Source organism: Clostridioides sp. ES-S-0005-03 (assembly GCF_020658455.1).
In the GTDB taxonomy this organism is placed as follows: Bacteria; Bacillota; Clostridia; order Peptostreptococcales; family Peptostreptococcaceae; genus Clostridioides.
Map to the genome: position 1 here is coordinate 383,550 of NZ_JACVWI010000001.1, position 13,108 is coordinate 396,657.

The following is a 13,108-nucleotide window of genomic DNA, read 5'->3' on the forward strand; positions in this document are numbered from 1 at the left end:
ATTTTTATATGTTTTGCTTATATTCTTTTGTAAATAGAAATGGAACATAAAAAATTAAAATAAGTATGGATATTTCTAATATATCAGAATAAGTAATAGTTGAACAATAGGTAATACTAGAACCTGATATAAGAAAAGATGTATTATTTAAAGCGTGGATTATAGCACAAAACCATACATTTTTAGTCTTCATGTATACATATCCTAAAAATATTGAAATTCCAAATATATATATTGAGCGAGTTATTAAGCCTAATACTGGTGTTTCGGGTGTATATAATGTAAATATTAGAGGTAAATGCCACAAACTCCAACACATACTTAGTGCTAGAATACCAATTTTTTTACCAAATCTATCAAAAAATATATCTTGCAAAAATCCTCTCCAACCATATTCTTCACCAAAAAAAGGGTATATATATAAGAATAACATCATAGAAGAGAATATATAATTAAAAATACCTTCATAGTTAGGTTGATTTCCTTGTATTATTAGGCTAAGTGATTCTGGAATAATTTTGGAAAACATGAAATAAAAAATTAATAAACAACCTACTTTAATATTTTTTATAGGAGACAAATCTTTTATACTGTCAGAATAAAGAATAATAGATAAACTACTTATAATAACCAATATAGTATTTAATGATTGAAATTGCTGATTATTTATTAAGTTTAATAATTCAATAATAAGTAAAAATAAGTAAATTAGAAAAAATAATATTATTAATGAATAAAATTTATATTTATCATTAGTCATTCCTTCTGTATAAAATTTTGCGATTGCAACTGAGGATAAGGGCAATATCATCATAAATAATCCAAAATTTTCTGGGTCAATAAACTTATTGAAATATAATAGAAAACCTAATAAATAAGTTAAACCAAAAGTTATAGAAAAAAATATTATAATCTGTATTTTATTTCTTTTTTCCTCGTTTTCAATATATTTTGGGTTTAATAAATCAATCCATTTTTCTTTTAACTTCAATAGAAAAACCTCCTTTAAGATATGACTTTTTTTAAATAATCACAAAATTATATTAGATTTAATTTTCCTAATCAAAGTATAGCAGTAGTATAAGTATAAAGAGTGTCTAAAAAATTACAAATACAAATTGATTTAATTTCAAATATAATATAATAAAAATAAATTAATAAAATTTTATTTAGAAGGGCTAATTTTTATGGAAATAAAAAAGATAGATAGTAATTATATAGAACATTTACTTAATAAATTAATCAATGAAGATAGCATAAATGAAAATATTTTATCCAATTTACTTGAAGTGGAAGTAGAAAAATTAAAAAATTATAAAAAGTATGAAAAAGAGTTAACAATAGATTTAGATACTTGAGTAAATGGGTAAACTTAGCACTACAACTTGAATATACTATAAATGTTGATTAAGATTCTAGATTTAGAGGTATTTTAAGTTTATTAATTGATTTAAAGTAGCGACTTCCTGAAATATCAAGTTTTTTGACATTTGGAAAAATCGCATTTCCATCTTTTGATGCCAAGAAAAAACTGTCAGTAAAAGGGGGATATTCTTTAAATTTTTTGTTTTCATAGTACTTTTATTCTTTAAGCATATGAAAGATGTTTTAAATAATTTCAGTATATCATCGAGATGACTTATAAACAATAACACAAATTAAAAATACATCTTATTAAATTGACAAATATTTTAACTTATATTATTGATTATAAAATTAGAAACTTATATATAACGAAATGTTTTTATACAAAAATATTTCGTTATATATAAAATATGTATAAGATTAAAAGATAGTATAAAAACCAGTAAAGAGGTCTATATGTTAACCTCAGAAAGTTTAATATATAAGTAGTAGTTAGAGGATTGGAGCATATAGTAAAGAAGTTGAATTATTAAAAATTATATTGATTGTAATAACTTAACTTGGGAAGAATTTACTGTTTACAGTGCTTCATTATAGCATTTATAAAAGTATATATCTTATAAATTAAATTTATATTAATATGGAATATGTTAAATAAATATATTATTCACATATTCTGTAACAATTTTTACCACTTGCTTTTGCTAAATACAAAGCTTCATCTGCTTTAGAAAATAAGTTTTTATATGATTTACTTGAATCTGTAGCAAAAGCGATACCAATACTTAATGTTATTTGATGATTGTTTTTTACTTTTATTTTGCTTACATCAGTTAAAATATCATTAATACTTTTTATTACAAAATCCTTTGTCAACGATTTCATAAATATCATAAACTCATCTCCGCCAATACGAGCAACTATATCCTTATCATCTGCATTTTGCATTAATATTTTTGAAACAGCAACTAAAACTTCATTTCCTTCTAAATGTCCAAAAGAATCATTTACAGTTTTAAAGTCATCAATGTCAATGACCATTAAAGCTTCATTATTTTTTTGTTTAGTACTGTTAAGATACTCATCTATAAAATTTTCTGATGCTTTTTGATTATAAAGCTGTGTTAATGGATCTCGTTGAGTTTGAGCAATTAATTTTTCTAATTTAGATTTGTCTTCAGTTATATCTTTCAAAACGCCAATTGTTTTGATTGGATTATGATCACCATCATAAATAACTGAACATTGAACACGAATCCATCTCCATTCATCTTTAGTTAATGATTCTAACTGTCGTATTTCAATTGTTTCACGAAGATTTCCGCGAAGTACTTCTAATAATTTACCAATATCATCAAGATGAATGCTTTTTCCATCTTTCAATATGTTAGAATAATTTTTCGTTTCAAAATTTTCTAGTTCAATTTTTCGGTCTATTTCAACTCGTTGATATATCATAAAGTTATCGTTTTCAATGTCATATTCAAACATAATATCTGTAATGTTTTGTAAAGCAATGCGATAGCGTTCTCTCTCTAACTTTAATTCAGACTCTATATTTTTTAGTTGAGTGATATCTGTAATAATGCTATTAATTTTTACGATACCATCACTATTTAAGGATTTCATTCCAGAGTCTAATACCCACATTAATGTTCCATCTTTTTTACGTATTCTATATTCAGATGAATAGGTAGTGCCTTTTGCAAAACAACGTTGGCAATCTTCTAGTGCTTTAGGTAAATCTGGTGGGTATACAGCACCTACTGCAGAGCCACCACTCATTTCAATAAACTCATCGTATGTATATCCTAATATTTTGGGTAATCCTTCATTGACATAGAAGAATGAATATGTATCATCATCATTACTTCCTTTTAATCCACCATTGATATTATTGGTAATCATTTCAATTACTTCTGTTTTTTCCTTTAGTAATCTTTGCAAATAATCATAACTTTGTGTTCCTATTTTATTAGGGAAGAATTCATCAACTTGCATTTCACTATATGGATTTGATATGTGCATATGTCTCACCAATAACTGTCCATTATTTTCAATTATTTCAAATGTACAACGCTGACACACCTCTAAAATCATTTGGTCATTTTCTTTAGTACGAATAGTATATTTTCCTACTACAATACATCTATATTTATCTTCACTTACAACTTCAAATGTTTCATTATTCATATCACAAGAAGGGACTTCATTTTGACCAGCATAAAAATAGTCTTTTATTTCATTAAAAGAAGTGAGAAACTCTTGTTCTCCTGGACCAATCCAAGTAATATCTTTTGACAGATATCTTAATACCTCATTAATATCTCGATTTACATAAAAACTCATTAAAATATGTCTTACCAATTCAGGTGCTTTTTTTGAGAGTGTGCTCATGATATTCCCCTTTCTTAATATTATATAAATTAATTATATTATACATTAATGCTTTTAAATTAGAAAACTTTGTTGAACTATGACATTTCTATGAAATAAGAAAAATTTATGCAATATTTTAAGTAAAAGTAGGTTTTTTATATAAAAACTTATTTTATCTATGTTAACTCTGATTTATAGCATCAAATGATTTTATTATAAAAACACAAATAAATCAAAAATAGTTACTCTAAATAGCTTAGTGCCTTAAATTTAAATTAATTTTATTGCATTATATATTAACTTATAGCACATAGTGGGAATTTTATCATCAATTTGTCGAACGATTGTTATTAATTATACATAAATTGGAATTTTAATTTAATAAATCTATAACAGTATTTGTAATTTATTTATAGTTGAGACAGTTAAAATTAAATATCTATTAAATTTTTTATTTTATCAACATCTATATACATACCTTGTGCAATAGATCTTCCATCAATTGCAGAAAGATTACATTGTTTATACATAACTGTAACAATCTGACCATTACGCTTTATAAATCTGTATAAAAAAGGATTAATATTATTTGTGTCAATCATTTCTAAACTTTTTTTATAAACAAAATCTAAATCATCTGGATGAACAATTGCTCTTAAGTTGCCACTCATTTCACCAAAAAATTGTTCTTTTGTATAACCTATAATATCAAACATTTCCTCATTCATATATGTAATAATCATATCACCAAGTAAATCATAGCGAATGATACCTACAGGTAGCATTGAATAAAATTGTGATAAAGTACTACTTTCATCGAGATGAGTGTTTGTCATTTTAGGTATTGAATATGATTCAAATTCATTTATATAACCAGCAGTTTTAATTAAATCTAAATGTATTTTTGTTAAGATTAATTTATTTTCTGAAATAATACAATTTGCACTAAAATAGAAATTACTATATTTTTGATAATCAGTAGTTTCATCAGATAAAACAGCTTCTCCACTAATTAGTAATGAATCTGAACCAACATCATGTGGAGTTATGCTTTTATAAAGAATAGAAAATTTTTTACCTCTGATATGTTTTTCAAAGTGTTCTATCACCTCAGAAAAAGATATAAGTTCTTTTTTGTTATAAAAATCAAACCATTTAATATTTTCAATAACATTTGCTCTTAGTTTTTGCATATCTTGCATAATAAAAAATGCATCAAAGATTTTTTCTATTAAAGATTTTCCTATATCAGAATATTTGATAAACATTTTATCTGAAGTATTTTTTTTAGATAGTAACTTTTCAAATTGCTTACATTCCATAGGTTTTGCATAATAAAAACCTTGAGCAATGTCACAGTTTATGCTTTTGATAAACTCTACTTGTTGTTTTGTTTCAACACCTTCACATACTGTAAGCATACCAAGAGCTCTTGCAATATTTATTATAGAATACAAAATTGTTGTATTTTTAAAATCATTTAAGTCATGGGATAAAAATATTTTATCAATTTTTATTATATCCAAAGGGAGATTTTGCAACATACCAAAGGATGAATATCCAGAGCCAAAATCATCTATTGATACAGAAAAACCAAAAGAACGTAATTCGTTTAGTTGTTGAATAATTGTATTTGTATCTTCTATTAATATATTTTCTGTAATTTCAATACTAAAATTTGATGTAGATATACTGTATTTCTCAGTAATATTTTTTAAAGTACTTGGAAAATTAGGGTTAAAAAAGTGAAGACGAGAAAAATTACAACAAATTGATACAAAAACATCATTGTTATCAATCCATCTTCTTATATTTCTACAGTTTTCTTCAAATAAATATAAATCTAATTCTATTATAAGTCCAGAGTGTTCAAATAAAGATATAAATTTATCTGGAGTGAGAAGCCCTTTAAGAGGATGTCTCCAGCGTGCAAGTGCTTCACATCCAACTATAGTATTACTTTTTATGTTATAAAGTGGTTGGTAAAATACCTCAATTTGTTTATCCAATAAAGCATATGATATTTCTGATAAAAATTCTTTATCACTTTCTAATTTATTATAAAAATTATTATCATTAAAATCAAATGAAATGTATCTATTTTTACCTTCACTTTTAGCTTTTTTTAAAGCACTATATACTTGATTTAAAAGTATTAAAGTAGTTACATCTGATTTCCCATTCCAAACTGTACTACCAATACTAAATGTAACATTAGAATAGACTTCTTTTTCATTAGGAAGTTGTATTTTTAATTCCCTAGCAGATTTTATAATAGATGTTCCCATATCATCTAATTTTTCCTTTGATATATTTGGGATAGCAATCAAAAATCCTTCTCCTTTTAAATGGCCAACTATTCCTTTAGATTCTGGAACATAATACAATAGTTTTTGAATGAGATTAATTAATAAATTTTCTCCAACTAGGTATCCGTATATATCATTGAATAATTTAAAATTATCAATATTTAATAACATAATTCCAATAGAAGTATTTTTTGAAATACAATTATCAATATATTGATATATACATTTTCTATTTGGCATTTTAGTAAAAAAATCTATTTCGTTTGAGACTTTTAATTTACAATTTCTTTTCTCTAAATCTTTAGACAATAGTTCTACTTTTTTATTTAACATTTTTATATAATCATAATTTGGCATAGCATTCCTCCATAAGATACTTTGATTTTTTGATACTAACTGTGTTTATATTAAAAATATTTAAATGTTAATTAATATTTGAACAATATACTGAAATAATATATCAATATTATTAAATTTATAAAGGTATATTTTGGAAATAAAAAATATCATATAAAAACATAATGGCATAGATGTAAATACAAAGTCAAATATATCTTTTGAAAAGCGTAGAGTCAGAAACATCATAATCAATATTATAATAGAATAATGAACAAAATATAGATATATTTAGATAGTTAACAAAATACAATTTATTTTTGAAAACTTGTTTTAGACGATTTTTTAGTATATTCTAAAATAGAATTAGGGAAATAGACGAGTTATTTATTTTTAAGAAAAAATATAATTATGGAGGTCTTTATATATAAATGAAAGATTATTATAAAATAGGAGAAATATCTAAAATATATGGTATAGGAAGAGATTCTTTAATGTACTATGAAGAAATAGGAATTCTAAAACCATTTAGAGATACCAATGGATATAGAATGTATAATATATCTGATATATGGAAATTGAATTTGATAAAAGAATTTAGAAGTTTGAATTTTCCAATGAAAAAGATAAAAGAATATTTAGACGATAGAAGTATAGAATCTACAAAAACTATATTAAATGAAGAACTTGATTTAATTGACAAAAAGATGCTTGAACTTGTAAGTCACAAGGAAAATATCATAACAAGATTAAGTTCAATTGAAAGTGTGATTCAAAATACTAAAATAGATGAGATAGAAGTTGTATATATAGAAAAAAGAAAAGCCTTAGAATTAAATGCTGATATAGAAAGAGATGAGGATTTTGATTTCTTAATTCAAAAGCTTCAAAAAGAATATGAAGACAGATTTAATATACTTGGAAATAATAATATTGGTTCTGCTTTTTCTATTGAAGCAATCAATAATGGTATCTTTAATGAGTTTAAGTCTGTATTTTGTTTTTTGGAAGATAATGAGGAGATATATAATATAGTTTTTGATGAGGGGTACTATGTAACATTAAATTATACTGGAAGTAACTCTAATAATAAAATATATATGGAAAAAGTATTTAGATTTATAGAAGAAAATAATTATAAAATAAATGCTGCGCCAATAGAGATATATAAAATAGATATACATGAAACTGGAATTGTAGATGAATTTGTAACTGAAATTCAAGTTCCTGTAAATAAATAGCTAAATTTTAATAAACTAGACAATAAATAACGTAAAAAAATGTAAATTTGCCACCAATTTGCCACTTTATTATAAAATCGGTGGCAAATTGTATTTTAAGAACTTCTAAAATATTTACTGTTTCATTTCCATTCTATGTGTGACATAAGAATAAGTCTTAATTATGTTTTATATTGGTTAAAGTATAAGTAGATAGTGTTTAGATTGAAAATTAGTAATAATTATCTTTATACCCAATTAACAATATATAATTTTGATTTTCGACAACATTTATTATTTGTTTACTATATAATTTAATTAATAATGTATAAACAGGGGGATATAGGATGAAAATTAAGGGATTATTAAAAATTAACATCAATATTTATCAGACTTAAATCTTATTAGATTGATAGTCATGGATGATAAAGTAGTTAACTTATTGTTTTGGAGGGGAATTTATGTTTGAGAAGTTTAAAGTATTAAAAAGTTGGCAAAAGATATTAATTGTTATTATAGGAATTTTATTATTACCATTAACATTATTATTATTGTCTATTCTATTTTTAGTAAAAAGTGTAAATAAAAATAGTAATAAAATAGTAAAAACATTAAAAGTTGTTATAAGCCTATTTGTAGTGTTTATACTCTTAATGTTCAATTGGGTATGGTGGGGAGCAACGTTTAAAGTAGCAACGGAACCTAACTTAAATGAGCAACAGGAAATAAAAAGAAAAGAAGAACAGGATACAAAAGACAAGGAAGTAAAAGAAAAACAAGAATTAAAAGCAAAAGAAGAAAAAGATAACTTAGAGAAACAAAAGAAAAAAGAGTTAGAAGAAAAGAAAAAACAAGAGGAGTTAGAGTTAGCTCAGAAAGAAAAAGAAGAAAAGGAAAAAGCAGAAAAACTTGATAAAGAAAGCGTCGATAAGTCAACTGAAAACGTTCAAGTTCAAAATCCTAAAACTGAAGAATCAAATCCAAACAACCAAAAAACATCTGAAACTGTATATGCAAATGGAGGAAAATCTAAATCAAATAAATATCATTCTTCTCCTACTGCACATAATATGGAAGGTGCAATTTCAATGAGTAGAGAAGAAGCAGAAGCAAATGGATATGTAGCTTGTAAAATATGTTATTAGTAACAAAGAAATAGACTAGTGTTTAGCTAGTCTATTTTTTATATTATATCTCTAAAGATTCTATAAGAGGATTATCACTAAACAACTTTAACAGATTTGTCTTTTTATATCCTTTGGGTAATTTAGTATAGATAATTACTTCTAGCCAATCTCCATCAATGCGTTTAATATTCATATTTATAATTTCAATTTTAGACTGCTTAAATTTTTCTTCAATATATGAGATTGAATCAGTGCTGTTAGAAATTTTGAGAGAGACCTGCTCTGCTGTAGGGAGTTTCATCCATTTCCTATCTCTATGAAGTAGTATTTGCGTGATAACGATAATAATGCTTGAAACAATACCAAGTAAGTATAATCCACAACCAATTGCAAGCCCTGTACCTGCTGTCGCCCATATACCAGCAGCTGTAGTAAGTCCACTCACTGATTGATTTCTGATAAATATCAATCCAGCCCCTAAAAAACCTATCCCACTGACAACCTGTGCTGCAACACGGGCAGGGTCTAAACCAATACCTGGAGTACCTACTACATCATCAAACCCATATTTAGAAACAATGATTATAAGTGCTGATCCTAGTGCTACTATAAAATGAGTTCGGATTCCAGCTTCTTTTAGCCTATTCTTTCTTTCATATCCAATCAAAGCTCCACATAAACCAGCAATAATGATTCTTGCTATATATTCAAATTGAATAAGTATATGATTATTCATCTATTTAGCACCCCCTTTTATGTAATATTATATATACTATAACACTACATTTTTTATGTGGATATAGTAACATTTGAAAATTATATGATTGTTGCACCTAAATCTAAAATCAGAAAAAGTATTTTATATATATAAAAATACTAGAAGGGATATATAAGATTATATGATTGAAGAGCAAACTTAAATTAATTAAGTTTGCTCTTTATAATGGTAAATATTTTTATTTACAATAATTAGACAAAAAAATGTCTGTATTTTTTATATCTGCAAAACTAGATTGTAAGGATGCCATAAATACTTGATGTACAATTTCAGCATTAATCTCTTTGTCATCCCAAAATAAATTTTTTGTTGTGCAAGCATCGCTTATAAGCGTAATATCGTATCCAAGTTTCTTTGCTGTTCTTACACTTGTATCAATACACATATGACTCATCATTCCACAAATCACTAATTTATCTATGTTTTTTTCTTCAAGACAACTTTGTAAACGTGTTTTAAAAAAACTATCTGGTGTATGTTTAATGATAATTTCTTCATTCTCAAGTGGAAAAACATTTTTATTTATTTTTGCACCATAAGTGTCAGGGAGAAAGAATGATGAAGTTGAACTCATTGATATATGCTGTATATGAATAATTGGTAAGTTATTTTTTCTAAAGAGTGTCAGTATTTTTTTAGCATTTTCAGCAGTTTTTTCTGTATTAAATAATTCACATTTCCCATTTTTAAAATAATCATTTTGAATATCAATTAAAATTAAAGCTATAGACATATTTATACCTCCTTTTATATTTTAATTATAATACTGCTAAATGAAATGTAAATTACTTACTTTTTGGTATGTATAGAATTATTTATTATAACAGATTCCTTTATTGTCTAAAAATTCTTGTTGTCCATGTTCAAGCATATATTCTATACCTATTTCTTGCATTATCTCTACAGCTTGGAGCATTTTTTTGCCACGATTGGTAAGGAAATATTCAGTATGTAATGGATATCCAGTTGAACTGATTTTATCAACAATACCAAATTCTCTAAGTTCTTTTAATTGTTGGATTAACATTTTTTGACTTATTCCATCTATACTATGCTCTAAGTTAGAGAATGTTTTATTACATTGTCTCAACTTGAATACAATTATAGTCTTCCATTTCCCTTTAATGATATCATGTACAATTTCAAGAGGGCATGTATATTCATCTCTTATTTTTATAATATATCACCTCCACAAAATGATAATAAATTATATCACTGTTTTTATAATATGACAAATCTATATGAAGTATATATAAAATTTGTGTTTTATTAAGTTCTAAATTTCTTCTAATATAGTTCACACTTAGTACACAAATAGTTAGTAATATATAAGTAAGTAATATATTTGATACAAATTAAATAATTTTAAAATAATTTATGATAATTTAGAGGAGGAAAATATATGAATATATCAAGAAAAGCTATGAGAATAATAGAATTAGCACAAAGGATTGCAACCAAGAGAGGTATCTCAGTAGAAGAAGCCTGGGATGAGGCATTAAAAGAATATAAACAGAAATACCAACATATTGCATAGAAATTTAAAAATATAGTTCAATTTTGTAAAGTAGAAAATATAATATAATCACTGATTGATTTTTCTGAAAAAATTATAAATTTACAAATTTAAATTATTTACAAAAATTTAGAATATTTAGTAGAAGTTAATAACTTTAAATGATACTATAAATTATAAGGTATATCATTATTAACACAAAAGGAGGATGTACACTTGATTGTAAAAATAGATAATACTTTAGAAAAAAAATTCTGGCAATATGTATCACATGAAGAAAGTTTAAACTTATTTATAATTGGATATGTTGAAAACTATGGATTTAGTTCTGATTCTCAAAAAGTATGGTCTCAGACAAAAGAAGGAAGTATAACTTCTATAATATTAAAAAATAAGTCAACACTTATAATCTATAGTTTAGAAAATAATTTTGATGTAGAAGAAATGAAAAGCCATATAAAAGGATTAGATATAGAAAGTATAAGTGGAAAAAAGTGTGTAATAGATAGACTAGTGAGTATATACAAAGATTTTTATGAAAAATTGGATAATAAATTTTGTATATTAAAGAAAATAAAAGAGCTGGATTTTTCTACTATGAATGAATATAGGATAGAAAAGGCATATGAAAGAGACATTGATGAAATAGGAAAACTTTTAAATGAATCAGGATATAAGGTAAGTCCAAATTACATAGAAGCAAGAAAAGAGTACTTAAAAGAAGGTAACGTAAGAGCATATTTCATAAAAGATAATAATACTATGATTAGTACTGTATCAACTGGTATGGAAACTAGTTTTTTAGCAATGATAGTTTCTGTAAGTACAGACAAACAGCATAGAAAAAAAGGGCTTGCTAGTTATATGGTGTACAATTTAAGTAAAGAACTATTGTCAGAAGGGAAAATACCATGTCTTTTTTATAATAATGAAATAGCAGGAAAAATATATCACGATATAGGATATGAAGAGATAAATGAATGGACAATGCTTTTTAAATAATTCTAAAACACAAAACTCCATCAAGAATTAAAGTATTTATAAATAGATTTATTTTTACTATAATTCATGAGGGAGTTTTATTTTAATTAAAATGTTATTTTTTACTGCTTAAATAGTCAAGTGTTTTAAGTTTGTAACCTTCTTTTTCCCAATGTGTAAGTACTTCATCCAATATCTCAGTATTAGTTGAAGAATTTGGATGTAATAAAACTATTGCACCAGGATGTGTTCTAGAGTAAATTTTGTTTTTAGCAAACTCATGAGTAGGTTGTTTCTTTTCATACCAATCTACATAAGCAAAACTCCAAAATATAGATTTATAACCCAAGTCTTGTGTATATTTTAGAGATTGTTCACTAAATTTACCCATTGGTGGTCTAAAATATTTAGGCATTTCTTTTCCAGTAACATCTTTATATGCTTTTTCTACACTTGTAATTTCTTCTTTGAATTTTTCAAAATCTGTAATCCCAGCCATTGATGGATGACTTTTTGAGTGATTACAAACCAAATGACCTTCTTTTTCCATACGTTTTATTAAATCTGGATTACTTTTTATATAACTCTCAACTACGAAAAATTGTGCCTTTGCATTGTGTTTTTTTAGTGTATCTAACAACTTTGGAGTGTTCCCACTTTCATATCCAGCATCAAATGATAAGTATATAACTTTTTCATTAGGGTTTCCTACATAATATGAATCATATTTCTTGAAAAAATTGGCTTCTTTTATAGGGGATGGTTGTTTGCCATCTTCTCTAGGATTAAAATACCAATCATATTCATGTGTATCAAGTGTTGGACTAGAAATTTGAGTTTTTGTTTTATCTAGGGATTTAAAGTTCATACTAGCAATTCCAAAAAGTATTAAAGCGAATGCTCCTATCATAATGTATTTTTTCAGGCTATCTTTTTTCACAATGTCACCTCTTATTTAAAATTTCAAGTAAATCTTTCTTATAATATAGTTTGAATATTTATAGTTAAAAATATTCATATATACAAATAATAAATTAAAGAAGTTTCTTTTAAGATATATAAAATAACATTAATTATCTTAAACAAAATACATTATA

The 13,108-nt window shown here is 24.9% G+C and carries 12 protein-coding genes; 5 read left to right on the forward strand and 7 right to left on the reverse strand.

Annotated elements, in window-relative coordinates:
* Positions 1-4: 4 nt before the first annotated feature.
* Complete coding sequence (locus tag IC218_RS01815) at positions 5-991, reverse strand: CPBP family intramembrane glutamic endopeptidase (protein WP_227482291.1); 987 nt, start codon at positions 989-991, stop codon at positions 5-7.
* 196 nt (positions 992-1,187) lie between these two features.
* Here IC218_RS01815 and IC218_RS01820 point away from each other — a divergent pair, with 196 nt between their 5' ends.
* Positions 1,188-1,358, forward strand: coding sequence for a hypothetical protein (locus tag IC218_RS01820; RefSeq protein WP_227482292.1), 171 nt, complete (start codon positions 1,188-1,190; stop codon positions 1,356-1,358).
* A gap of 670 nt (positions 1,359-2,028) precedes the next feature.
* On the opposite strand, the gene IC218_RS01825 is transcribed toward IC218_RS01820, so the two are convergent.
* Entirely contained in the window at positions 2,029-3,762 is a 1,734-nt protein-coding gene (locus tag IC218_RS01825) for a sensor domain-containing diguanylate cyclase (protein ID WP_227823702.1), read from the reverse strand.
* A gap of 413 nt (positions 3,763-4,175) precedes the next feature.
* Positions 4,176-6,410 (reverse strand): EAL domain-containing protein, encoded by a 2,235-nt coding sequence (locus IC218_RS01830; protein ID WP_227823703.1) that lies wholly within the window; start codon positions 6,408-6,410, stop codon positions 4,176-4,178.
* 410 nt (positions 6,411-6,820) lie between these two features.
* On the opposite strand from IC218_RS01830, the gene IC218_RS01835 reads away from it, so the two are divergent.
* Together IC218_RS01835 and IC218_RS01840 are read left to right on the forward strand one after the other, a co-directional pair.
* Complete coding sequence (locus tag IC218_RS01835) at positions 6,821-7,630, forward strand: MerR family transcriptional regulator (protein ID WP_227432767.1); 810 nt, start codon at positions 6,821-6,823, stop codon at positions 7,628-7,630.
* 440 nt (positions 7,631-8,070) lie between these two features.
* Complete coding sequence (locus IC218_RS01840) at positions 8,071-8,754, forward strand: hypothetical protein (protein WP_227482295.1); 684 nt, start codon at positions 8,071-8,073, stop codon at positions 8,752-8,754.
* A 43-nt stretch (positions 8,755-8,797) separates the two neighbouring features.
* Here IC218_RS01840 and IC218_RS01845 read toward each other — a convergent pair whose 3' ends face one another.
* The 3 genes from IC218_RS01845 to IC218_RS01855 form a co-directional block, all read right to left on the reverse strand.
* A complete protein-coding gene (locus IC218_RS01845; RefSeq protein ID WP_227432770.1) occupies positions 8,798-9,472 on the reverse strand; it encodes an MgtC/SapB family protein in 675 nt (224 codons plus the stop codon).
* 220 nt (positions 9,473-9,692) lie between these two features.
* Complete coding sequence (locus tag IC218_RS01850; protein WP_227823704.1) at positions 9,693-10,247, reverse strand: cysteine hydrolase family protein; 555 nt, start codon at positions 10,245-10,247, stop codon at positions 9,693-9,695.
* Between the two features lie 78 nt (positions 10,248-10,325).
* Positions 10,326-10,604: a winged helix-turn-helix transcriptional regulator gene (locus IC218_RS01855; protein ID WP_413926667.1), complete on the reverse strand. Its 279-nt coding sequence runs from the start codon at positions 10,602-10,604 to the stop codon at positions 10,326-10,328.
* 312 nt (positions 10,605-10,916) lie between these two features.
* Here IC218_RS01855 and IC218_RS21790 point away from each other — a divergent pair, with 312 nt between their 5' ends.
* Together IC218_RS21790 and IC218_RS01860 are read left to right on the forward strand one after the other, a co-directional pair.
* A complete protein-coding gene (locus tag IC218_RS21790) occupies positions 10,917-11,051 on the forward strand; it encodes a hypothetical protein (RefSeq protein WP_255287760.1) in 135 nt (44 codons plus the stop codon).
* Positions 11,052-11,246: 195 nt separating this feature from the next.
* Positions 11,247-12,032, forward strand: a complete 786-nt coding sequence (locus IC218_RS01860) for a GNAT family N-acetyltransferase (RefSeq protein ID WP_227823705.1) — start codon at positions 11,247-11,249, stop codon at positions 12,030-12,032.
* A gap of 94 nt (positions 12,033-12,126) precedes the next feature.
* Here the strand turns inward: IC218_RS01860 and pdaA are convergent, their stop codons facing one another.
* Complete coding sequence (pdaA, locus tag IC218_RS01865) at positions 12,127-12,951, reverse strand: delta-lactam-biosynthetic de-N-acetylase (protein WP_227432773.1); 825 nt, start codon at positions 12,949-12,951, stop codon at positions 12,127-12,129.
* Between the last annotated feature and the right edge of the window lie 157 nt (positions 12,952-13,108).

Bases quoted from the DNA above. Each gene is read 5' to 3' on its own strand.
- IC218_RS01850 (WP_227823704.1), bottom strand. From the start codon at position 10,247: ATGTCTATAGCTTTAATTTTAATTGATATTCAAAATGATTATTTTAAA.
- IC218_RS01830 (WP_227823703.1), bottom strand. From the start codon at position 6,410: ATGCCAAATTATGATTATATAAAAATGTTAAATAAAAAAGTAGAACTA.
- IC218_RS01835 (WP_227432767.1), top strand. From the start codon at position 6,821: ATGAAAGATTATTATAAAATAGGAGAAATATCTAAAATATATGGTATA.
- IC218_RS01825 (WP_227823702.1), bottom strand. From the start codon at position 3,762: ATGAGCACACTCTCAAAAAAAGCACCTGAATTGGTAAGACATATTTTA.
- IC218_RS01820 (WP_227482292.1), top strand. From the start codon at position 1,188: ATGGAAATAAAAAAGATAGATAGTAATTATATAGAACATTTACTTAAT.
- IC218_RS01840 (WP_227482295.1), top strand. From the start codon at position 8,071: ATGTTTGAGAAGTTTAAAGTATTAAAAAGTTGGCAAAAGATATTAATT.
- IC218_RS21790 (WP_255287760.1), top strand. From the start codon at position 10,917: ATGAATATATCAAGAAAAGCTATGAGAATAATAGAATTAGCACAAAGG.
- IC218_RS01845 (WP_227432770.1), bottom strand. From the start codon at position 9,472: ATGAATAATCATATACTTATTCAATTTGAATATATAGCAAGAATCATT.